This window comes from Alkaliphilus serpentinus, from assembly GCF_009017255.1.
Classification (GTDB): domain Bacteria; phylum Bacillota; class Clostridia; order Peptostreptococcales; family Natronincolaceae; genus Alkaliphilus_D; species Alkaliphilus_D serpentinus.
Genome location: NZ_WBZB01000004.1, coordinates 1 through 24,705 on the forward strand (window position 1 = coordinate 1; position 24,705 = coordinate 24,705).

A 24,705-nucleotide genomic window follows, 5' to 3' on the forward strand; every position below is an offset into this window, starting at 1 on the left:
TTTAGCTCTTCCTTAAGTAAATGAACTTCCATGTTTAATCATACTCATCAGCTACTACTCTCTCGCAGATAGGTAGTTGAGGGTTCTCTGTTAAAAAATATATGGAAGTACTGAATGAAACTATAATATGAGGAGATGATAGAATGAAAAAATTAATTAGACCTATTCCAGTTGTGATAATTATAGTGTTAATGTTTTCAAGTATAACATATGGATATGTACACATATCAACCGGGATGCCAACTACTAGCTTTATAGTAGAAAATAGAAGCTCATATAGTTCTATTTTTAATAATTCAATTGCTGCATGGAATAACACCGACACATCTGTTGAATTAACTAAAGCAAAAAGCGATAATTACGTTATAACAGGTCAGTATGATGATACTTGGTATGGAGTATACAAGCCATCTCTAAAGTACATTTTTTGGGGTCCTGCAACAAAATTTGTTATACAACTTAATAGAAGTCAACTAGTAGGAAAGAGTGATAATTTCTGGCAAAGCGTATTAGTTCATGAATTTGGGCATGCTCTATCATTAGGGGATAATCCTCCAGAGTCTCCATCAATTATGAGGTATGATAGAGATAGAGAAAGTATGATTACTCCACAACAGGATGATATTGATGGTGTAAATGCTTATTATAACAATTAAATTTAAAGGAGGTTCTTTATGAAAATTTCTAAGAAAATCATTTTAGGTTTAGTAGTAGTTATACTCCTAATTCCAATATGGATCTTTTCCAAGATGAGTTCAACCTATCTCGCAGACTACCCTCATTATTCTGATGAAGATACATTAATTAAAGAAGCTGATGTAATTGTAATTGGTAAAGTAGATGAAATTAGTAAAGCAAAGATTAATGTAAATCAAAATCAAAAGGATCAGGATTATGATAAAAGTGTTGATGATTTACTTGAATATACAGTTTCAGAAGTCCAAGTATTAGATGTACTAAAGGGTGATATAAGAGTTGGTGAAAAAATACAAATAAAGCAACTTGGCCATATAGATGGTATTATAAAAATCAAAAACTATTTTAATAAAAATAAAGAATACTTCTTTTTTCTTAAAAAATACGACGATATAACACCAGGAATGCCATATTCAACCCTAAATCCAATACAAGGTCATATAGAAATAGATAAAAACAAAATAATAATTGATAAGGAAAATCAATTATTTAAGGATATGTTAAATAAAGATGATTTATCTCAATCAATTAAGAAAAAAGTTAAAGATTAGAAATTGAAAATAGGTAGAACCACGTATAGAACCACGGGGAACCACGGGGACGGTTCTCTTGGTCATGCGTGTGGTCATGTTAAAGTGATAAGTAGTAAGGAAGATGAAGGTTTCTTTTGGTTAGACTCTTCAAAATCCTCGATTCAACCAACAGAAGATTCAACCAGGAGAACCGTCCCCTTGGTTCGCTTTGGTTCTTTCACCCTTGGTTTTTATGACTTTATTCCCATCTAACTTCTACACTATCCCCATCCCTCAAAGGAGCCATATAATCTGCTGGCCCTCCATTATGTTTTAAGACAAGCTTCCCCATCACCTTATTACGATTGAAATCAATATAATTAAAGATATCTACAAAAATTAAATCCTTATGGGGTTTATCAATTACAAGGGGGTTTCCATTATATAGGATCACCATTACGTCTTTATTTGAGGTGGAGGCTGCAGTTTTCTGCTCCTCTTCCACTGGCTTTTCTTGAGGCTTTTCCTTAATGATTATTTCAGCATCGGCCATTATCGGCTCATTAGCATCTACCAATTGATCCTTGATACATATTTCCTTTGAATTGCTGTCAATGTCTAGAAATCTACATAAATCTGCTACTGTATTGATTTCTCTATAGGTGATTATATCTCCATCCCTTAAGGGTTGCCAACCTTCAGCTCCCTTTCTATTAACCTTGAGATCATATAGCTTATTAAACCTGCTATCGTTAACCTTTATTTTGGGCTCTAGATTAATCAAATCCCTTAAGGTAGCCTTAGCATCCTTACCTGCCTTTGCAGGTATAATGGTTATATAGTCCTCATTTTTTATTTTAGCATCTAGGCTAGTGATATCATTATTTAAAAACACCTTAGCAACCTCGCCATATTCACCATAAAGGTTTTTTTCTATTCCATTGATGGTTACCTTTAGAGATTTTCCCCTTTTGGGCATAAGATCACGGGGATTGAAGCTGATAATTGCAAGGGCATCGCTAACCTTTAATTCCTTTGTTTGAAATAGCTTAACCTTTTGCTTATTTACTGTAATTTCTATAAAATCAGCTGCTTTGCTGTCTATTGCCTTGGTTAGTATACCTACAGGAGTTATTCCTTCGGGGCCAGATACTGGCAGTTGACCTCCTTCGAGATTTTGAATAATCTCCGTGGTTCTAACGGCCACCCTTTCCTTTGGTATATCAAGCATATCTGCTAAAATACCTGGAAGCCTAGGAATTTGACTGCCTCCACCAATTAAGAATACTACACTGGGGGCTTTACCATTCTGCTTTATTATGGTACTGGCTATATCCTTTGCAATGGCAGATATTGCTCCCTCCACACGATCCAGTATTTCATCAGTACTTACCCTTCTTTCTATGCCTAAAATGTCATTAAAATGCTGATATTCCTCTTTTAATAGATTGCATTTAAGTTTTTCAGCATTATCAAAGTCTAATAGGTATTCCTTAGCGATGGCCTCAGTTATTTCATCACCTGCTGTTGAGGTCATCCCATAGGCAATCACCGCTCCATCCTTGGTAATAGCTATATCTGAGGTGCCAGCGCCAATATCAACCATAGCAATATTTAGTAGCCTTACATTATTAGGAACAGCTACCTCTATGGCAGCTATAGGCTCTAGGGTCATGTAATGAACATTTAGTCCGCTTTTTTCGATAACCGTATATAGGCTTTCCACCACTATATAAGGAAGGAAGGTTGCTATGAGATCTACCCTCAGCTTCTTACCCCTATGACCGATAGGATTGGTCATTAGTCCATCATTAAGGTGATAATTTACGATGGTATGGCCAGCGCAATAATAATTGGTTAGCTCGACAGCTTCTTCCTCCAGCTTCATTTGAGCCATCTGAAGTCCTTCGATTTCTATGCTATCCAACAAATGCTTGTCAATGGCTTTAGCCTCGTCTAATTCCTTTACTACTTCTACTCTACAGGTTTTAAGGGCCCTACCTGCAGCTGCAATGGCCACATCCTTTAGTTTTTGTCCTGATTTTTCCTCCAATTGGGCTTTAACCTTGGAGACGATCTCAACTACACCCTCTATATCATGGATTTGTCCATCAAACATTGCCCTCTTTTGGTGAAACTCCATTGCACTATGGTGAACAACAAGCTTTTTTCCCTCAAGCTTTCCTAAAAGTCCCACAACACTTCTGGTTCCTATATCTAGAGCAAAGACCAATGAACTGTTATGAAGATTGTCCTTATTCATAGACTACATCCTTTCCCTGCTTCGATTCCTATCTTACATATTTCTTCATAAATCGAGTTTTTCCTTTTTCTTGTGACTAAAAACATTCACAAAATCAATTCTAAAAAGCCTATTATCAGGGAGTAAATTTTACTCTATGATACTAGGCTTCCTCAAATTTTAATTTATACCTTCACCTTTATGTTAAATGTGGAATGTTGAATTCAGGTGAAAATTTGCATAGCAAATTTTAACTTATATCAACAATGTCTTGTTTTGATACTAAATTAGTTTTCTACAAAGCTTATCTTCTTATAACTAAAGGGCTAACACCAATCAGATATCTGATCGGGTTATCTGCTTATTTATAATACAAGCATTGATCATTTAGAGTGCAAATTTCACATTGGGGCTTTCTGGCTTTACATACCCTTCTTCCATGATAAATTAACCAATGATGGGCCTCAGACCACTTATTCTTTGGGATGTTTTTCATTAAATCCTCTTCAGTTTTAAAAACATCATCAGAATTGGCTAAACCCAATCTATTGGAAACTCTAAAAACATGGGTATCCACGGCTATTGCAGGCTGTGAAAAAACGTTACTAATTACAACGTTTGCCGTCTTTCTGCCAACCCCCGGTAGCTCCATTAGTTCTTCTCTAACCTGTGGAACCTCTCCATTGTATTTATCCACTAAAATTCTACAGGTCTCTAAGATGTTTCTGCTCTTGCTATTATAGAAGCCACAGCTTTTGATCCAAACCCCCAGTTCCTCCTCCGTAAGCTCTAAAAACTCGGCGGGAGTTTGATAATGTTCAAATAGCTTTGCTGTTACTTGATTGACCCTTTTATCTGTACATTGGGCAGCTAAAATGGTGGCAATTAAAAGCTGAAAGGGATTTTCATATTCCAGCTCGCTTTTAGCACCTTTATATAGCTCTTCAAGCTTACTTAAAACCTCTTTAATTTCATTTTTATTTAGCTTTTCCTTTTTCATAAAATCATCATCCTTCATGGTTCAATGTTAAATGTTGTATGTTGAAGGAACCCGATAAATCAGGTTTCCCTTTCCAAGTTATCTAAGGATCTTAATTCAATAACTTTCATAAAACTAATACCTATTCCTTATTACTTATTACCTATTACCTTACGTAGCCCCCTATAATATTTCCGTATCACATCCGCTTATATCAAACCTTCCATCCCTTTCGATAAAGGCTATTACATTGTTTAAAATGGCATCAGCGTGTCTACTACTGTTGCTTACGCAGGAAAATCCAATTTCTGCCACCTGCCATTTATCCATTTCTCCCACCTCAGCTATTGAAACATTGAACCTACTTTTTACCCGTTCTATAACACTTTTTAGAATATGTCTTTTCTCCTTTAAGGAGTTCACCTCATGAAGTAGCAAAGTCATTGTACATACTCCTATTAACATTTCCCCCACATCCTTTACTGCATATTCTTTTTAAACAATTTCATCTGTAAATCATCTATCATTACATAGATTACTGGAATGATGATTAAAGTTAGGAGGGTTGACAATAATAATCCACCTATAACCACAGTAGCCATTGGTGCTTGGGCTTCTCCACCTTCACCTAAGCCAATTGCCAAGGGTATAAGTCCCAAGACAGTCGTTAAGGTGGTCATCATGATGGGTCTTAAACGGGTGTCCCCGGCTTCTATTAAGCTTTCCTCCCTGCCTACTCCCTCTTTTCTTAAAACATTGATATAGTCTATTAATACGATCCCATTGTTTACCACAATCCCCGCCAGAACAACGGCACCAATTAAAGCTGGAACACTGATTGGCCTCCTAGTGATAAACAAGCCCAGTGCACCTCCAGAAAAAGCCAGTGGAACCGACAACATGATTATAAAGGGGTACATATAGGATTGGAATTGAGAGGCTAAAATCATATATACCAATAATATAGCTAAAATACCCACTAAAATCAAGCTTAAAACAGCTTCCACCAATTGTTCTCTCTGGCCCCTAAAGGTATAGCTGTAACCATTTGGAAAAGGATATGCATCAAGCTTCCTCTTAATTTCGTTGGTAACTGTATTGACATCCCTCTCTATCACCACAGCACTAACATCCATTGTCCTTACTTGATCCCTTCTTCTAATAGTTGAGGGGCCTTTGACAATTTCCAAGTCAGCCACCTGCTGTAGGGGTACAGTAATCCCCAAGGGTGTCATGATGGGTATATTGAGAAAATTGGCCTGACTATTAATCAGATAATCGGCTCCCCTTACAATTACCTGAATTTCTTTACCCTCCTCCTTAAGTTGGGTGGCATTTACACCCCTCACTAATTGATTGATTGTTGCAGCCACCTGGGCAGATTGCAGTCCATATCTAGAAGCCACCTCTCTATTAACCCGTAAGGCCATCTGAGGTCTTCCTTCAACATAATTGGAGACAACCTCCCTTGTACCTTCTACTCCTTCAGTGATTTTAATGATATCATCGGTAATCTCCTTCAAAACTTCTAGATCTTCTCCCTTTACTTCAACTTCCACAGAAGCTCCTCCAAAGCCCATTGACATCAGGGATGACGAGCTTTCAAGTTTAATAGTTGCTCCAGGAATGTTTTTCAAATCCTGTCTAATATTTTCAACAACCTCTGCCGTAGAAAGCTTTCTATTTTCTTTAGAAACCAATCTCCCGTCAATGGTGGCTCTATATACCCTTCTATGACTGGTTATAGAGAAAGTACTGCTTCCACCAATATTTACAAAGGTTGAATCGATTTCCTTATATCCCTCAAGGGTCTCCTCTATTTTTTTAGTAATCTCTTCGGTATCCTCTAGGTTCGCTTCTTGAGGTAACCTTATATCTATGGTAAAGGTTCCTTCATCAAACTGTGGAAAATACTCAGCTCCCACCATCAACAAAGATGACATGGAAACTAAAAAAGTAACTACTGCGATGGCCAAGGCGGTAACCCTATTATTAAGGCTCCATTCTAGTACTCTTCTGTAATAATCCCTTAGCTTATCAAAATAGTCATTAAAGGCAGACAAAGTTCCCCTTTTCTTATCCTGCTGTTTTTTCATCAGCCGCGAAGATAGCATCGGCACAAGGGTTAAGGAAATACCTAAAGAGGCCAAAAGGGCAAAAGTCACCGTTAAAGCCAGTTCTCTAAATATCTGGGCTGTCATACCCTCCACAAAGGCTATGGGTAGAAATACAGCTAAGGTGGTAAAGGTGGATGCTATAACTGCCATAGCCACTTCATCTGCCCCCATAATGGCAAACTTCTTGTTATCATTATATTTTTCTCTGTATCTATGGATGTTTTCCGTCACAACGATGCCGTTATCCACCAGCATTCCGACACCCAATGCAAAACCTCCTAGAGATAGGAGATTTAGTGTGATGTTAAAAAAGAACATCAGGGTAAAGGTGGCCATAATGGATATGGGTATTGCCAGGGCAATAATGAGGGTGCTTTTGCTATCCCTTAAGAAAATATATAAAAGAATAACAGCCAAAATCCCACCATACATTGCAGTTTTGCCCACATTCCCTATAGAGTTTTTTATGTATAGGGATTGATCAATTATGGCTTCTATTTGAAGATCAGCATTTTCTTTCCTTAATTTATCTAGCTCATTATGTATGATATCAGCAACCTTTACTGTGTTGGCCACTGGTTGTTTTTGAATGGTTACTTGTATACTCTCCAGTCCATTCATTTTTGCTATTTCCGTCTTTTTGTCAATTCTTCTGGTTACTTCGGCTATATCCTGCAGAGGTACGACTACCCCAGTTGGAGAAGGAATCGGCAACTTTTTTATGTCTTCTAAGCTTTCTAATTCTCCAATGGTCCGTATCAGCCTTGTGCTGTCTCCATCGGTGATGTCTCCAACAGGAAGGTTAATATTCTCTGCCCTTAAAATTCCCACCAGCTGCTGAAGGGAAATCCCTAAATTGGTCAACTTTATTGGATCGACTATGACCTCTATAACCTCTTCTGAACCTCCTGTTATATCTACTGCTGCCACACCAGTTAGCCTCTCAAGCCTGGGTTTAATATAGTCCTCCGCCATTCGGTAAAGCTCTACAAGATTTTGATTTCCTGAAACTCCTATCTGCATGATTGGTAGGGCATTGGGATCAATCTTCATAACCATGGGAACTGATATATCTCCTGGTAAATAGTTTCTAATTAAATCGATTTTTTCCCTCATCTCAAGGGTTGCAAAGTCCATATCGGTATCCTGATTAAATTCAACGATGACATTGGAATTCCCCTCTGAGGAGCTGGAGGATATCGTTTTGACATTGTGGACCATAGCCATAGCGGATTCTATGGGTCTTGTAATGATATTCTCTATTTCATGGGGGCCAGCTGAAGGATATTGTACATTAACCACAGCAATGGGAACATCGATTTTAGGCAATAGATCCATTGACAGCTTAAATAATGATACTGTTCCCAATATAATGATTAATAGCATAACCATAATAACAGAAACCGATTTCTCCACTGCCCATTCAATTAGCTTCAATTTCCTCACCCCTAATCAAAATCAATGAATCCTCCTGTAGAAAGTGTTGTCCCTTTACAATCACTTGGTCACCTAATTCTATCCCGTTTAAAATCTCCACTGTATCCTCTGCCATAATACCAATATCTACAGCTCTTTTTTCTGATTTTTGATCTTTTCCTATATAAACATGGGTACCCTCTTGATCTTGAATAACTGCTTCCTTTGGTATAACAATGGCTCTATCCTTATACTCTTTTGTGATTTCAACCAATACATAACTGCCGGCTGATAACTTGTTATCACCATTGTTTATAGAAATTTCAGCTAAATAAAGACCGCTTCTAGGATCTCCCACAGGATTTAAAACTTTAATTACACCCTTTTTCGTTGATTCTTCATATTTTACCAAAACATCATCCCCTATAGATAGATGATTCAGTAGATCCTTGGTTACATTGATGGATATCTTCAGTTCATCAGTATTTGAGATGATTAAAGCCGGTCCATTTCCAAGAAAGGCCTGACTTTTCTGTATATTTAGTTGTGAAACGATTCCTTCTATGGGGGCATGATATTCCAGCTCACTAAGAAGCTGTATGGAATTTGAATATACTTGCCGAGCTTGCTCTACCTGTATTTCGGCTCCCCTTAATATCTCATCACCACCAAGGTTATTGCTGATGTTGGGAAGGGCATTATTGTTAAAGACCTTTAATAGTCCTCCTTTTTCCTGTAAGGCTTCCAATTCTCCTGCTTGCTTCTCCATTTCCTCTATAGAAAGCTTCTGTAAACGAAGATTTTCCCTTGCAAATTCATAGTTCTCCTTAGCCTGTTCCACCTGTTTTCTTATTAAGGTTTTGTCCAGCTCAAACAAAAAATCCCCATCCTTAACTCTATCCCCTAGCTTTACTGCAAGGTTTGTTACCTTTAAGCCAGGCTGACGGGCTATAATCATGGCATTATTAGAAGGCATTAGTTGACCTGCTAAGGTAACCTTCTCCTGAATTTCATCCATTTTTACCTCGTAGACCTCTACTGCAATTGCTTCCTGTTGATTATCAGCATTGTTTCCTTGGCAGCTGGTGATCAGTATCATTGCTAAGGCCATTGTTGTAACTATTAGAATGCTTCTAATCCTCTTCACTAGACAACCTCCTTATAACAATCCTTACCTTAATAAATATGTGCATTTTCTGGTAAAATAAACGAAGTAAAAATTACCTACTAATTTAATGGCATAAAAAAACTGAGGTAAAATACCTCAGTTTCAGACTGATGAAAAACCCTCATCTTCTTTGTTGCTTTACAAAACCAGCATTTTCATTAACCCCTGAGAGACAGACCCAGCCATATTACAGCCTTACGTATTTCTGTATACGCTGCAATCGCTGGTTTTGCTTGCGCCTCGAATCTAAGTGCTTTTGATCAGTCTGCATCTTGAATACTTTGTCTTCAATCTAAAACTGAGGTAAAATACCTCAGTTTTTAGATTTGCTACCTACAACAGCTTCAGTTCTTCTCCAACCTTTTTGAAGACTTCAACAGCTTTATCCAGCTGTTCAGTTGTATGTCCTGCTGTAACCATACATCTTAATCTTCCTGTTCCTTTTGGAACAGTTGGGAATACGATACCAGATACAAAAACTCCATTGTCAAATAGCTTCTTGCTAAATTCCATAGTCTTGGCTTCATCTCCAATAATTACAGGAGTGATGGGGGTTTGACTATTTCCAATATTAAAGCCCAGTTGACTGATTTTATCCTTAAAGTATCTTGCATTACTCCATAATCTATCGGTAAACTCTGTTGTACTCATTAATATTCTTACTGCCTCATTTATGGCCCCTACAGCAGCTGGAGGTAAATAAGTACTAAATAATAGTGGTCTACCCCTATGGCTTAACCATTCCTTCATGGTTTCGCTTCCTGCCACATAGCCACCTATTACTCCAATGGCTTTAGAAAGGGTTCCGATTGTAAAGTCCACTCTACCATGTAGTCCAAAATGGTCTACAGTACCTCTACCGCTTTCTCCAAGGACTCCAGAGCCATGGGCATCATCCACATAGGTCATGGCACCATATTTCTCAGCTAATTCAACAATACCAGGAAGGGGAGCAATATCTCCATCCATACTAAATACTCCATCGGTGATGATTAAAAGGTTTCTGTATTTATCTCTATTGGCCTTAAGTACCTCTTCAAGATGATTTAAATCAGCATGCTTAAATACTGTTTTATCTGCTCTGCTTAGCCTTGATCCATCAATGATACTGGCATGGTTTAACTCATCAGAAATGATTAGGTCTCCCTTTTCTGTTATGGCTTGAATGGTTCCAGCATTACAATTGAAGCCAGATTGATATACCATTACGGCTTCTTCTCGCTTAAATTCAGCAAGTAATTGTTCCATTTCCTCATGAATATCCATATTTCCAATGATGGTTCTTACAGCTCCTGCACCTACACCATATTTTTCAACGGCTTCGATGGCAGCCTTTTTCATCCTTGGATGATTGGCTAATCCAAGATAATTATTAGAGGAAAGATTAATTACTCTTTTACCATTCAAAATGACTTCTGCTTCGTTGGCTCCTTCTAAGATTGGCAACCTACGATATACACCCTGATCCTTAAGTTCTTGAATTTTCTCCTTCAAAAAGTTCAGTTCATGAACATTTGACATTATAACTACCTCCTTATAACTTATAGACTTACTATCATTATTGGCATATTCCTATAGCTTATAAACATCAAATTTTTTATTTTGCAAAGCTATCTAGGGCTTCTTTATTTGGATAAAGAACCACCTTACCACAGTTTCCACTGGCCATTAATTTAAAGCCCTCTTCAAAATCCTCCATAGGGAGACGATGGGTTATGATTTCTTCAAGGTTTAAGTTTCCAGATTCAATTAAACCCTTCACCTGGAACCATGTGTCATACATCTTTCTTCCAGCTATACCCTGTAATGTGATTCCCTTAAACACCACATCATTGGCTATGTCTATGGCTACATCAGCGGTTGGAATCCCTAATAAAGCCATTCTGCCTCCAAGTTTTATGTACTTTAAGGCCTGCTGAATGGCAAGGGCATTCCCTGACATTTCCGCAACAACATCAACTCCCATACCTCCAGTAACCTCTAAGATTTTTGCAATGGGATCTTCCTTTAACGGATTGATTACAATATCAGCACCGAGCTTTTTTGCCAGCTCCAATCGATACTCATTTACTTCGATGGCAATCACCTTAGAAGCACTAACCGCCTTGGCAACAGCAACAGCCATAATTCCAATAGGTCCGCATCCAACAACTGCTACAGTCTTGCCAATGATATCCCCAGCTAGTAGTGTATGTACAGCATTGCCTAATGGTTCTTGAACGGCAAGGTATGCTGGGTCTATCCCCTTTGGATTCTTCCATGCATTGCTTTCTGGTATTGCTACATATTCAGCATAGGTTCCATTGGTATCAACACCAAGAATAGCTGTATCCCTACATATATGGGCATTTCCTGTGGTACACAAGTCACAAACCCCACATACGATATGGGTCTCGGTTGAAACGACATCTCCAACCTTTATGGCTGTTACATCAGCTCCAACCTCAACCACCTCCCCAGCAAATTCATGACCCATTACATAGGGGGGCTTAATTCTTTTCTGCGACCATGCATCCCAGCTGTAGATATGGGCATCAGTGCCGCATATTGAAGTAGCCATAACCTTTACCAGAATGTCCTTTGGGCCAATTTTAGGTATCTCCATTTCTGCTAAAACAGCTCCTGCCTTTGGTTCCTTTTTCATAATAACCTTCATTTTTCCTTCCATGATCCGCGCCTCCTAATTTTTTTATATGTTAAGGATTTTCTGTACATATGTCACGAACACACTATAAGAATACCACATTTTTTTATAAAATCCTTCTTTTTCTTTCATAATTTTTTTATAGTTTTTTCAATGGTTTCCCCAATAGACATACAGTATTTATTGGAAATATAAAAGCCCTCCCTGGGAGGACTTTTATGTTAATTATTTAACATTTTGCTATTTTTCTTCCTTTAAAGCCCTACGATACTTCTCTAATTTCCTTCTTACCCTATCAATGATCACCTTATGGGATTCACCCATTAAAATTTCTATTCCCTCGTTAATGTGCTTAACACTATATATATGGAAGCTTCCATCCTTTACAGCTTCAATTACCTCCTCTGAAAGCATAAGATTCTCAATGTTTTGCTCTGGAATGATAACCCCTTGCCTACCGGATAAGCCCCTGCTTTTACAAACATTAAAGAAACCTTCAATTTTGTAATTCACCCCACCCACCGGTTGTATATATCCCTTCTGATTTACAGAGCCGGTTACGGCAATATATTGCTTTATAGGGGTACCTGATAAGCTGGATAAAATTCCATATAGCTCTGTACTGGAGGCACTGTCTCCATCTACTCCACCATAGGATTGTTCAAAGCATATATAGGCAGATAGGGATAAGGGGCCTTCTTGAGCAAATTGCTCCTGCAGATATCCTGTAAGTATTAAAATTCCTTTATCATAGGAGCTTCCGCTTAAATCAACTTCCCTTTCGATGTTGACAATACCCTTTCTTCCCAAACTGGTGGTAACGGTTATAACATTGGGCTTACCAAAGGAGTAATCACCTAATTGCAATACTGATAGGGCATTAATCACACCTACCTTTTCTCCCTTCACATCAATTAAAATATTTTTGTTTTTAAAGCCTTCATGAACTTTATATTGATATTTATCATTTCGATATTGTTTTTCTTCTATGGCCATTATTACATGCTTCTTAGTTATAATTTCACTTTTCATAACTGCTGCCCATTGATCAGCCTCAACAATGATTTCAATAATTTTATTAAATCTTGAAGAAAGCTTATTTTGATTTTCTACTAATCTAGAGCTATATTCAATTAATCTTCCAACACTCTCTCCATCGAAGGGTCTAAGGCCCTTAGATTTTGTATAGCTGGCCACAAATTTTGCCATCATCAGTTCCGTTTCATGGGTTCTATCCATTTCTTCATCAAAATCCACTAAAACCTTAAAATATTTCTGAAAATCCTCATCATAATGGGTTAATAAATGATGAAGATACTCTCCACCAATCAATACCAATTTAATTTGAATAGGAATAGGCTCCAGCTTAATGCTGGCTATATCTAATATCCCCAACTGACTTCCCATGTTTTCCACGGTAATTTCTTTGGTTTGCAGTATCCGCTTTAAAGTATCCCATGCATAGGGATTAACCAAAAGCTTGTTGGCCTCAATGATTAAATATCCCCCATTGGCTAGATGGATGGCCCCAGGCTTTATCTGTAAAAAGTTGGTTTTCATGACTCCATTCTCGCTTATGTAATCGATGGAACCCGTTAGTTTATTCATGGTTGGGTTAAACTCCATAATAACAGGAGCACCTTCTAAGTGACTGTTATCAATAAAAAGATTCACCCTATATCTTTTCAAAAAGGAATTCCCCTCAATTTTTTCCCTTATATTAATAAACTCTTCATCCTCTTCCAAAATGAAATGGTAGATGTTATCTAAAAGATCCCCTTCAACTCCTTTTAAGTACTCTAGTATTCCTTCACAATCCCGATACTTTTCCAAGAGTTGGCCTATAATTGGATTGATTACAAAGGTACCCACACGATTTTCAAGCTCTAAGAGCTGTTTTTTGGCATTTCTTTCAAGATTTTTTAGCTTTAGCAGCACCTCTAAGGCTGCCTCTTGAACCTCTTCTCGGTATTTTTTTAGTTTTCTTTTGGTATCTTCATCCATTTCTACTAGGTCTTCCTCATCCAATTCCCCATCAGCGGTTTTTAACTTAAAAATAAAGCCTGTGCTGGTGAATTTTATAATATGATCCCTCTCATTGGCAAATTCTGTTAACATAAGAAGATAACGATTTTTTTCCTCCTGTAGGCCTTTGGTGATTTCATTCCTTTGACGATCATAATCATCGCTATTAAAGGCCTTGGATACCTGAAGAATCAGCTCCTCCACCATTTCTTCCATATCCCTTTTCAGAAGTCTCCCTATACCAGAGGGCATCCTTATGGCCTTGGCCATTTCTGGCTGAAGGAAATTATATACATAGCACCAATCAAATGGGAGAGTTTTTTCCCTTGCTATGGCTTCTATAATATTCCTGGCGAAGGTGGTTTTACCGGTACCCTTTGCTCCCCTTATATATATGTGATAGCTATTATGCTCCACTGATAATCCAAAGGTCATGGCTGTTTCTGCCCGCTCCTGACCAATCAATCCCTTTAAATCTCCAACCTCCTCTGTAGTTTTAAAATAAAAATTGTCAATTTTACTTTTTCTATAAAGACTGTCATGGGATAACTCATTTTCTTTTCTCAAAAAATAACCCCCTATCTAGGATGAAAATAAATTATACTATCATCCTATTCAAGAGGGTTACAATACTACACTATGAATTTTTTAAATTTCATCCTTTGCCATTAATTCCTTTATTATGTGAGTCATATCGTATTCTTCTGCTGCCTTAACTGCTGCATTCTTATCTAACTTGTAAACTGCCCCTAGGGCATACTCCCTTATCTCCCTCCGTGGGTCCTTTAAAAGGGGCATTAAATATTTTATAGCTTCTTGATCACCACAGTTTCCCAGGGCTATGATGGCATTTCTCTGAAGGGTCTTTTTCCCCCTCCATCCAGAAGCATTTTTATTAAATAGAGTCTTGAAGTCTTTACTGGTGATATTAATAAGCTGAACTAAATCTACGTGATGGGGTAGATCCTTGGGGATAAATGCTTCCTCTTTAGATGCTTTTACCTCTTTATTATGGGGACATACCAACTGACATATATCGCAACCATATAATCGGTTTCCCAAGTTCCCCCTTTTTTCATGGGGAATGGTTTCCCTTTGCTGCAGTACATAGGAGAGACACTTATTTGCATTAAAGGAATAGGGGCCCTCTATGGCTCCTCCAGGGCATTGTTCAACACATAGATTACAGCCAGCACATTGATCCTCCAATGTTTTATCTGGTTGTAGCTGTAGGTTGGTAAGGAGGTATCCAATAAAAAACCACGATCCATATCCTTCATTAATCAAGGTGGAATTATAACCATACCATCCTAATCCTGCCCTATGGGCCACATGCCTGTCCACTAAAGGCCCAGTATCTACAAAGGCCTTATATTGAAGGTTTGAACTTAGCTTTTTTATATATTCTGCTAAATTTGTAAGCTTTTCCATCAGAACAAAATGATAGTCCCTTCCCCAAGCGGTTCTCGCCAGTTCACCATGGTATCGGGGCTTATTTTTTTGATCTACATCGTGATAGTAGCTTTGTCCAATAACAATAATGGACTCAGCATCCTCCATTGTCAGTCGAGGATTGATTCTTTTTTCCATTACCCCTTCTTCAAAGCCAGATAGATGGCCTAGGGCTTCTCTGGAAGCTAAAATAGGCCTTAATTCCTCAAAGGCCTCTGCTGATGTAAATCCAATTAAATCAATACCAAGGGATTTACTATATTCAATTATATCCTCCTTTAAAGCCACGAATAATCCCTCATTATAGGTCCCCCACAGTTTTATATGCTATTGATTGTTATTGATAAAGACCCTTGCATCTTTTATGGGCCATATTCTAAAGACCACCTTACCTACAATTTGCTCCTGTTTTATATAACCAAAGGTTCTACTATCATTGCTATCATTTCGATTATCCCCCAAAACATAAAAGCTATCTTTAGGAACAGTGCCCTCAAGATAATTATAGGATCTATCGAGATAACCCATATCAGCAACATAGCTTTCTCCTAGCTTTTCATCATTTACAAATACCTCTACACCTTCTACTGCATAGGAATCCTTTTCCTTTGCAACTACTCGCTTAACAAAGAGCTCTTTATTTGTACCAGGAGGATGAAAAACAATGATATCCCCTTCCTCCAAATGATCTTTAAAAACAGCGTGCTTTAAAACCAAAAGCCTATCATGTTGCTTAATGGTGGGCTCCATAGATTTTCCCTGAACTACTGCAAAACTAAACAAATAATTCTCGATTACCAATGCTAAAAACAATGCAATACTAATAATTTGAAGCCATTCTAATAAAAAGCTCAGTGTTTTTTTCATTATAACACATCTCCTGTAGGCTGTATATCTAGAGTAGAATCCACCCACTTGGGTGGTTATTAAATCATACTGCTCTATAGTTGATAGTATGATTATTTTTCTCTAAAATTAAACCAACAGAAGATAACTTCAATAAAAAATACACCTACAAATACTAAAGTTCATTTAATATTTGAGGTGTATGAAGATTTTAATGTAAGAATTTACCCATTCTTAAGAAAACAATTAATTTGTAGTAGCTGCCCTCTTACCCTTAAGCCTTTCTGACATTCCTGTAAAGATATATAAGCCAAGTAAAATGAGGACTCCACCAATAATTTGAAGGATTCCCGGGAGCTCCTTTAATATAATAATAGCTAAAAAAGTAGCACCCACTGGCTCTCCCAGCATAAAGGTGGAAATTTTACTGGCTTCAACATATTTTAAACCCCAGTTTAAAACCGTATGTCCTCCTACTGTACAGATGATAGCTAAGGCTGCAAAATAAATATAATCGATAGTGCTATAACCCCCAAAGGGAGTTTTTGTAAAGATATTAACCAAAATTAATACAATGCTACAGCTTCCATATACTAAAAATCCGTAGGTTAAATTGGACATTTTTTGTCGCATTCCCCTACCAATGGTGACATATAAAGCCCCCATCAAACCACCAATTAAGGCCAACATATTGCCGTAGAAACTCCCATCTTCATTCCCGAAGCCTTCTAACCCAATAATGCTACTTCCAATGATGGCAATCATCATACCCACTAGCGCTCTTTTGCCTATTCTTTCTCTAAAAAGGATAAAGGCAACTAAAGCAGTAAATATAGGCTGCATGCTAACCAAAACAGTTGAAGCTGCCACTGAGGTATGAAATAAAGAGGTAATCCATGTGATAAAATGAAGGGCAAGAAACAATCCACTTAAGCAACAGAGGAAGTAATCCCTTAAGGTGGCCTTCTTCAACTCCTGTATTCTTCTGGTAAGAGTAAAGGGCATAAAAAGAAGGGTAGTGATCAGTAGCCTGTACATTGCTATGATTGTAGGTGGTGCAGAAATATTTCTAATAATAATAGCAGAAAATGAAATTCCTATAACTCCTAAAAAAAGAATGGAATGTACCTTCAACATTTCTTTATCCTTCATATTATCCTCCTCTAAGTAACACAATTATAAAATATCCCACCATAGATAACACAACTGTAAAATTAATGATCATACCTATTACATATCCAATAAAGGCACCACTACCAGCTTTAAGGGCTGAAAGTAGTTTTTTTCCTGAAAGGACCTCACCTATGAATACTCCAATAAACTGACCTAATATCATTCCAATCACATTAAAGATAAAAAAGCCTAATATTCCACCCATAAATAATCCCCAAAGGCCCTTCTTAGATATATTGAATTTCTTAGCTGTAAATAAAGAAGCCAAATATTCCGAGAGGATTGCAAATAAGGTTAATATCCCAAATATTATGATGGTTCTTATAGATATTATAACAAAATCTGTACTCCAGCCATATAACAAAAGCATTTCATACGTTAATTCTGTATTGTTAAAATGCTTTTGTTTTCCAGAGAACCCATGCGTTCTCTAGGACGCTTCCCTTTCGGTCGTCTCACCGCCTCGACGCCGTTCGTAGCATAGTGTCACTTATTCGTGACACAACTCACCTCTCCTTATTTTTATAAGGGGGTGGGCCCCTTAAAATCCCCCATTTAATAGGAAAAAAGAGAACTTTCCTATTAAATTTAAAAAAGCAGCTTAGGATCTTTTAATCCTAAGCTGCTCTATAATTTACAATTTTAAATCAATCAATACGATTTGACAAAGATGCTAAGCATAATTATCCAAAGAAATGCATTGTAATAACATAGTATAAGAATAATATACCTAATACTATAGGTAGTAATGTTATCAAAGCAGCAAATATCAATGCAAGAAAATCTCCCTTTTCAAATTCTGCCTTATCCTTTAGTTCCTTCAAAATCTTCTCTTCTTCAAGGAATTTTCTTTTTCTTGATTTTAAATCTTTGTCATTGAAAAATCTCACAGTTCCGCACCACTAAAGTGACAAGCCACAAAATGTCCTTTTTCTACTTCTCTAAACTCTGGTATTTCGAGTTTACAAACGGGCTTCGCAATAGGACACCTGGTATGGAATTTGCACCCAGTAGGTACAATAATATTCGAAGGAATATCCCCTTCCAAAATGATTCTTTTCTTACTTCTAGCTTTTTCCAAATCTGTTTCAGGAATAGCTGATAATAAGGCCTTTGTATATGGATGTAGTGGATTATCATATAGCCTATGCTTATCAGTAAACTCAACCATATCTCCTAAATACATAACACCAATTCTATCACTAATATGCTTAACAACGGCTAAATCGTGAGATATGAAGAGGTAAGATAGTCCAAATTTATTTTGCAAGTCTTTTAGTAAATTTATAACCTGCGATTGTATTGAAACGTCAAGGGCTGATACAGCCTCATCGCAAACAATAAATTTCGGTTTTAGTGCAAGGGCACGGGCAATACCTATTCTTTGACGTTGTCCACCAGAAAACTCATGGGGATATCTATAAATCATATAGTCATCCAGCCCACATGTTCTCATGATTTCTTTAACGTAATTTTCAAATTCATCATTTCTACTCTTAAAAATACCATGTTCAAGTAGGGCTTCTCCAATAATCTCTCCTACAGTCATCCTTGGATTTAATGATGAATATGGATCTTGAAAAATGATTTGCATTTCTCGTCTTAAAGGTATCATTTGATTCATTGAGTAATCGGTAATATTCTTTCCATTAAATAAGATTTCACCTTCGGTTGGTTCATATAATTTTAGGATGGTTCTTCCGAATGTAGACTTACCACAACCAGATTCCCCAACTAAACCAACAGTTTCACCATCGTAAATAGTAAGATTTATGCCATCATTTGCCCTAACATATAGCCTATCACCATGAACATTTGAAAGAGCTTCATATTCAACTAAAACACTATTAAGTTCGTCACTAAAAATTTTACCTTCTTTAAACTGATTATAAATATCATTAAATAATTCTTTTTCTTTTAATTTAGGATTTGTATCAGGATAATCTTTTTTATAGATTCTTACAGTCTCTAAACTTAATCTCTTTAGATTTCTCTTTTCGTTTCTTTTCATTCCTGTTGGGAAATATTTTTTTACTCCTTTAGTTTCTAATAAAACATTAGGCATTTCTACACCCCGCTTCTGGATAAAAACATCTTATCAAATGTTCACTTTCCACCTCAACCAATTCAGGTTTTTCATTAACACATTTTTCAGTAGCATACTCACAACGGGTTGAAAATCTACATCCCTTTGGTAATTTTAAAGGGTGGGGAACACTTCCTTCTACTTGGTCTAAATATTCAACTTCTACATCTAATAGAGGAATCGATTTTAATAACCCTTCCTTATATGGATGTGAATACTTACTATTTTTATCAAAAATCGTATCAACAGGAGCTCGCTCCACAATTTCGCCTGTATACATGACAGCAACATCATCTGCCAGCTCTGCAATGGCTCCTAAATCGTGGGTGATAAACATGATTGCTGTATTATGCACTTTTTTAAGATCATTCATTAGCTTAAAGATCTGTGCTTGTATGGTAACATCTAACGCAGTTGTTGGTTCATCAGCAATTAGTAGTTTTGGCTCACAGGCAAGGGCCATAGCAATCATAACACGCTGTCTCATACCACCAGATAACTGAAAAGGAAAATTATAAACTACACTTTCTGGATTGGGAATATTAACTTCTCTTAAAAGTTCAACTGCTGCTTCCCAAGCCTCTTTTTTCGATTTGCCTTGGTGTAACATGATAGGCTCACTTAATTGTCTACCAATACGATGAACAGGATTAAGGGATGTCATTGGCTCTTGAAATATCATAGAAATATCATTACCTCGAATACGTCTCATGCCCTGATTATTTAATCCACAAAGATCCCTTCCATTAAAAAGTATCTCACCATCAACAACTTTACCTGGATGATCTAATAGGTTTAATATACTAAAAGCTGTTACTGATTTACCGGATCCAGACTCTCCAACGATACCAAGGGTTTTACCAGCTTCTATTGTGAAGTCTACACCCTGAACTGCTTTCACAGTACCTTTATTTGTAAAAAAGTAAGTGTGCAAATTTTTAACCTCAAGTAATTTGTTATTCATTTACACTCCTCCTTTACTAGCTAATTTTGCTTCTTTAGCAGCTTGTTTCTCGGCTTTACGTCTTTCTTTTGCAGCTTTTCTTTGTTCCTTCGTAGTAATTTCAGCTTTAGGATCAATAGCATCTCTTAACCCTTCACCAATCAAGTTTATACTCATAATAAACATGAATAGCATTGTACCAGGGAATATCCAAATCCACCAGAATTTCCTTAAAGAGGTACTGTTTTGAGAAGCCTTTGATAACAATGCTCCCCAAGTAGGAATAGGTTCTGTTACAGATAAATTTAAGAATGACAAGAATGCTTCCATTAGAATCGCATTGGCAAAGGTAAGGGTTCCTGAAACAACAACCATAGCTAGCACATTGGGAATTAAATGTCTAATAATTTGATTTCGTGTCTTGATTCCTAATGCTTTAGTTGCTAGAATAAATTCTTGCTCTTTTAAGGACATGATTTGACCACGAACGATTCTTGCTAGTCCAGTCCAGCTTATAAGTCCTAAAATCCCAACAATGACGAATAGTCTAAATTGTGGCGGTTTATCCCTGAAAATTGCTGAAATAGTAAATGCTATTGCTAAAAATGGGAATGAATAGATAACTTCAACGATTCTCATGATAATTGAGTCAATTTTACCACCAAAATAGCCTGCAATAGAACCCATAGTAACACCAATGGTTACTGCCATAATGGTTGACATAAATCCAACTTGTAATGAAATCCATCCGCCTTCTAATACACGGACAAATGTATTTCTACCATATTTATCAGTACCAAATGGATGCTCCCAACTAGGACCTAGATTCTTTAAGGCTGGATCTGTAGCTGAAAAGTCGTAGCCAGTGAATTCTGCATAAAAATGTGTTACCACTACTACTGTAACAATTATTGTAAATAACCAAAATCCAAACATAGCCAATTTGTTGTTCTTAAATTTAATAATAATCTGTTGCGTAGGCGAAAGAATGACTTCATCTTCCTTACTGAAACCTTTGTTTTGTTCTATAATTTCAGACATTATTTCACCTTCCCTTCCCTAATTCTTGGATCAACAACCATATAACCAATATCAATAAATATATTACCTAATAAGGTAAGCATACCGAAGAAAAGTAATGCTGTTTGTAGAATTGCTCTATCCTTATATCCATAGGCTTCATTTAATAAATAACCCATTCCTGGATAAGCAAATATTTTTTCTACAACAATAGAGCCTCCAAATAAGAGTGGGATATACATACCGATTAGTGTTACCACAGGAATCAATGCATTTTGAAATGCATGCCTATAAATAACAATTTTTTCTGTTAAACCCTTTGCTCTTGCAGTTCTAATATAGTCTGCTTTCAACACTTCTATCATTGCAGCCCTAACATATCTAACCAAACTTGCAAGAGATGTTAATACAATAACCGTTACTGGTAAAACTAGGTACTTCCAGTCTGGTATTACCCCTTTAGGATCTGACATCCCTGAGAATGGGAATAGTCTGAGGTAAACAACAAATAACAATATTAACAATAAGGCTAAGAAAAAGGACGGTATTGAAATGCCCACAATTGTAACTACAGTAATAAATTTGTCATAGAGCTTATTTTTCTTTACTGCAGCTGTTATTCCTATGGGAATAGAAATTAAAAATGCTAAGATAAATCCAATAATGTTAACTTTAAAGGACCGTGCTATATAGTCCCCAATAATCAGATTAACTGGTTTGTTGAATCTTATAGAATATCCAAACTCACCTTCAAAGAAAGTGTCTCTTAACCAAATAAAATATCTTGCTACAATACCCTTATCATAACCCATAAAGGCTCTCATGGTTTCTACATATTGATTTCGCTCTTCTATGGTCATAGCTGTGGTTTTTTCTGGATCTAGCATCGCCATAATAGGATCACCAGGCATTAGATTAATTAACGTATAAATTACTATTGTTATGATAAATAATACCGGTATCAGCGAAATCAATCGTTTAGCTAAATAAGTTATATAAGGAGTAATAATTTCAAAGAAGGTTTTAGATCCACTTTTATGTCCCATTTACTCACTCTCCTCTTAAAATAAGACCACTATCTAACTATTAAATAGTGGTCTTAACACTAATCCTACTAAATATTTAAACTGCTAGAACTATTACTTCCAATTAGCATCAAGAATAGCTCTTGACCATGACCATAATGCATTAGTATTTAAGTTCTCTATGTCTGAACTGTATAAGTCAAAATAGTTGTTAGAGTAAACTGGTATAATTGGTACTTCTTTGTTAAATGCAACGATATATTTTCTCCAGTTTTCTCTATACTCGTCTGCACCTGTTAATGGATGCGCGTTTTCGATATCTCTTAATAAATTATCCCACTCTTCTGGAGTGTAGGTTGAACCACCGGAGAAACGAGGACCGTTATTTGATGGGTGACCCCAATCTAATATTTGATCAGTTGCATAATCAGCTCTTGGGTTAGATTTGATTAAATAACTTACACCACCTACGTATGCATGGTATTGTCTTTCTTCAGTAGTGTTACCTGTCCAGTGACCATACATTACTGGCCAATCTAAGCCAACTAATGTAACATCAAAACCTAATTTTGAAACGTATTCATCGTTCCATACTAAGTGATAGGTATCTGACCAGAATGCAGTGAAAGCGATTTTAATATTTAAAGGTTCGCCCTTCCACATATATCCATTAGTTCCATCACCAGTTAAGTGAGCATATTCACCATCAGTTCTTGCAACCGCAGCGTCTAATAATTCATGAGCCTTGGCAATATTAGCAGCTTCATCAAACTTACCATTAGCATCAAGAATATCATAATTTATTAATGAATCTTCGAATCTACCATTGGCAGCTGTACCTAATAGATCCATTTCATCGTCATCATACATCATCCATTGGTTCTTAGAGTAAGGCCCTTGAGAGGCAATACCGTATTTACCTAAGAATAATTCGATAACTTTAGGTCTGTTAAATACGAAAGCAAATGCTTGACGTACTTCAGTCAATTGGAAAGCTTCATAGTCGGTGTGTAGAACCATTGTTCCACCACCATGTCTGTAGTAGTTGTTTGTAGTTAAGTTATCAGCTTCTATAGCAGCTTCAATTTTGGGCTCCTCTACTGCTTGGAATAACAAGTCAACTTCACCTAGTAATAATTGGTCCATTTCAGTTTCACTAGGCACAACTTTAACAATAATCTCTTTAAATGCTGGAGCTTTATCAATATAATCAGGGTTTCTTGTTAATCTTACGTATTCAGACGGTTTATATTCTTCAAATACGTATGGACCGTAACCAATTGGGTTACTAATGTTGCTCTTTACAAATTCTTGAACAGTTTGACCTGCAGCAGTAGCACCCTCTGTAATAGTATCTTCTGCCAAAATCCATTGCTCATAGAATACTGTCATATCAGTTGTGAAGATAACCTTCTTCAATTCGAAGGTAATTTCGTTCTTTTCTTCGTCAATGGTTATTTCATTAACGTAATCATTCAAAGATGAAGAACCTCCAGTTGCAGCTAAAGCTTCCTTATCCATATAGAAATCATATGTGAATTTAATGTCTTTAACAGTTAACTCCTCACCATTATGGAATTTAATACCATCTTTAATTTTAAATGTCCACATTGTTAAGTCGTCACTTACTGTTTTGCTTTCTACAAGTGGAGAATCAATAACCTCACCTTGTGGGTTATCAGTCATCAAACCGAAGCCCCATACTAATCGTCTAATGTTCTTGTCGTAAGATGAGTTCGTCCAACCTTCGTGGAAGTCACCATTAAAATCTGGTGAACCAACAACTAGTGGCCTATCATTCTCAGGCTTCTCAGTCGTTTCATCAGTGGTTGGTGCTGGTGTTTCTGGATCTTCAGTAGTTGTAGTTTGGCTACAAGCAACTAGTGAGAATACTAGAAGCACTACTAAAATTAACGTCATAAACTTTCTCATTAAATTTCCTCCCCCTTATTTTAGGTTTGTTTTTTATTGTTAACTAAGAAAAAAAACCAATTAATGATAACTCTCAATATACTAGATTTATACCTAGAAAATTAATTACTCATTAATCTCTGGTTTTCATTCTCAGGTTACAATCTTTAATACCATTTTCATAAATGTTTTTGTGACTATTGAGTATATTTTACTAGATATGATTTTTTTCATATATAAAATGCAATTTTCATAATATTTTTTTTTCTAGTAAAATTATAATATTTAATCGGTTTGATGTCAAGAAGGCAAGTCTTAAATAAATGTAACATATGAATTCCTAACACTATCTTTCACTTGTTTTTCTTAAAAGAAGACGCTTTTATGTGTCAACCATATATTATATCTCCATGATACAAAACATACAAAGCCACTTGAAACCTTACTAGT

General features: G+C 36.6%; 20 protein-coding genes. 2 read left to right on the forward strand and 18 right to left on the reverse strand.

Translation table 11 applies throughout. The features are described from left to right. Positions 1–143 precede the first annotated feature (143 nt). The gene (locus F8153_RS00605; RefSeq protein ID WP_151864408.1) at positions 144–656 is read left to right on the forward strand and encodes a zinc metalloprotease; all 513 of its coding nucleotides are present in this window, start codon (positions 144–146) and stop codon (positions 654–656) included. Positions 657–674: 18 nt separating this feature from the next. Then, entirely contained in the window at positions 675–1,247 is a 573-nt protein-coding gene (locus tag F8153_RS00610) for a hypothetical protein (RefSeq protein ID WP_151864409.1), read from the forward strand. Between the two features lie 220 nt (positions 1,248–1,467). Here F8153_RS00610 and pilM read toward each other — a convergent pair whose 3' ends face one another. The 18 genes from pilM to F8153_RS00700 all read right to left on the reverse strand — a co-directional run bounded on the left by pilM (position 1,468) and on the right by F8153_RS00700 (position 24,276). Next, positions 1,468–3,471, reverse strand: coding sequence for a pilus assembly protein PilM (gene pilM, locus F8153_RS00615; protein WP_151864410.1), 2,004 nt, complete (start codon positions 3,469–3,471; stop codon positions 1,468–1,470). A gap of 340 nt (positions 3,472–3,811) precedes the next feature. Next, positions 3,812–4,450, reverse strand: coding sequence for an endonuclease III (gene nth / locus F8153_RS00620; protein WP_151864411.1), 639 nt, complete (start codon positions 4,448–4,450; stop codon positions 3,812–3,814). Between the two features lie 162 nt (positions 4,451–4,612). Beyond that, the gene (locus F8153_RS00625) at positions 4,613–4,894 is read right to left on the reverse strand and encodes a DUF503 domain-containing protein (protein WP_151864412.1); all 282 of its coding nucleotides are present in this window, start codon (positions 4,892–4,894) and stop codon (positions 4,613–4,615) included. A 14-nt stretch (positions 4,895–4,908) separates the two neighbouring features. After that, a complete protein-coding gene (locus F8153_RS00630) occupies positions 4,909–7,983 on the reverse strand; it encodes an efflux RND transporter permease subunit (RefSeq protein ID WP_151864413.1) in 3,075 nt (1,024 codons plus the stop codon). Next, positions 7,970–9,109, reverse strand: a complete 1,140-nt coding sequence (locus tag F8153_RS00635) for an efflux RND transporter periplasmic adaptor subunit (protein ID WP_151864414.1) — start codon at positions 9,107–9,109, stop codon at positions 7,970–7,972. Before F8153_RS00635 ends, F8153_RS00630 begins: the two co-directional genes overlap by 14 nt. 354 nt (positions 9,110–9,463) lie before the next feature. Continuing rightward, a complete protein-coding gene (locus F8153_RS00640) occupies positions 9,464–10,651 on the reverse strand; it encodes a glycine C-acetyltransferase (RefSeq protein WP_151864415.1) in 1,188 nt (395 codons plus the stop codon). Positions 10,652–10,727: 76 nt separating this feature from the next. Then, positions 10,728–11,798: an L-threonine 3-dehydrogenase gene (tdh, locus tag F8153_RS00645; RefSeq protein ID WP_151864416.1), complete on the reverse strand. Its 1,071-nt coding sequence runs from the start codon at positions 11,796–11,798 to the stop codon at positions 10,728–10,730. 216 nt (positions 11,799–12,014) lie between these two features. Continuing rightward, positions 12,015–14,366: a Lon protease family protein gene (locus tag F8153_RS00650; protein WP_243136850.1), complete on the reverse strand. Its 2,352-nt coding sequence runs from the start codon at positions 14,364–14,366 to the stop codon at positions 12,015–12,017. 81 nt (positions 14,367–14,447) lie between these two features. After that, complete coding sequence (gene queG, locus F8153_RS00655) at positions 14,448–15,539, reverse strand: tRNA epoxyqueuosine(34) reductase QueG (protein WP_192929585.1); 1,092 nt, start codon at positions 15,537–15,539, stop codon at positions 14,448–14,450. A gap of 39 nt (positions 15,540–15,578) precedes the next feature. Then, positions 15,579–16,118, reverse strand: a complete 540-nt coding sequence (gene lepB / locus F8153_RS00660) for a signal peptidase I (RefSeq protein ID WP_151864418.1) — start codon at positions 16,116–16,118, stop codon at positions 15,579–15,581. 225 nt (positions 16,119–16,343) lie between these two features. Then, positions 16,344–17,249 carry a DMT family transporter gene (locus tag F8153_RS00665; RefSeq protein ID WP_151864419.1) on the reverse strand — a complete coding sequence of 302 codons (906 nt, stop codon included), beginning with the start codon at positions 17,247–17,249 and terminating at the stop codon, positions 16,344–16,346. A gap of 1 nt (position 17,250) precedes the next feature. Further along, positions 17,251–17,640 carry a DUF456 domain-containing protein gene (locus tag F8153_RS00670; RefSeq protein ID WP_151864420.1) on the reverse strand — a complete coding sequence of 130 codons (390 nt, stop codon included), beginning with the start codon at positions 17,638–17,640 and terminating at the stop codon, positions 17,251–17,253. 313 nt (positions 17,641–17,953) lie between these two features. Next, entirely contained in the window at positions 17,954–18,160 is a 207-nt protein-coding gene (locus F8153_RS00675; protein ID WP_151864421.1) for a hypothetical protein, read from the reverse strand. Next, positions 18,157–19,335: an ABC transporter ATP-binding protein gene (locus tag F8153_RS00680; RefSeq protein ID WP_151864422.1), complete on the reverse strand. Its 1,179-nt coding sequence runs from the start codon at positions 19,333–19,335 to the stop codon at positions 18,157–18,159. The genes F8153_RS00675 and F8153_RS00680 overlap by 4 nt, the downstream gene beginning before the upstream one ends. Next, on the reverse strand, positions 19,328–20,320 hold the full coding sequence (locus F8153_RS00685; protein WP_151864423.1) for an ABC transporter ATP-binding protein: 993 nt from the start codon (positions 20,318–20,320) through the stop codon (positions 19,328–19,330). Before F8153_RS00685 ends, F8153_RS00680 begins: the two co-directional genes overlap by 8 nt. Next, positions 20,321–21,340, reverse strand: coding sequence for an ABC transporter permease subunit (locus tag F8153_RS00690; protein WP_151864424.1), 1,020 nt, complete (start codon positions 21,338–21,340; stop codon positions 20,321–20,323). Continuing rightward, positions 21,340–22,365: an ABC transporter permease gene (locus F8153_RS00695; protein ID WP_151864425.1), complete on the reverse strand. Its 1,026-nt coding sequence runs from the start codon at positions 22,363–22,365 to the stop codon at positions 21,340–21,342. The genes F8153_RS00690 and F8153_RS00695 overlap by 1 nt, the downstream gene beginning before the upstream one ends. Positions 22,366–22,458: 93 nt before the next feature. Further along, positions 22,459–24,276 (reverse strand): ABC transporter substrate-binding protein, encoded by a 1,818-nt coding sequence (locus tag F8153_RS00700; protein ID WP_151864426.1) that lies wholly within the window; start codon positions 24,274–24,276, stop codon positions 22,459–22,461. Positions 24,277–24,705 lie beyond the last annotated feature (429 nt).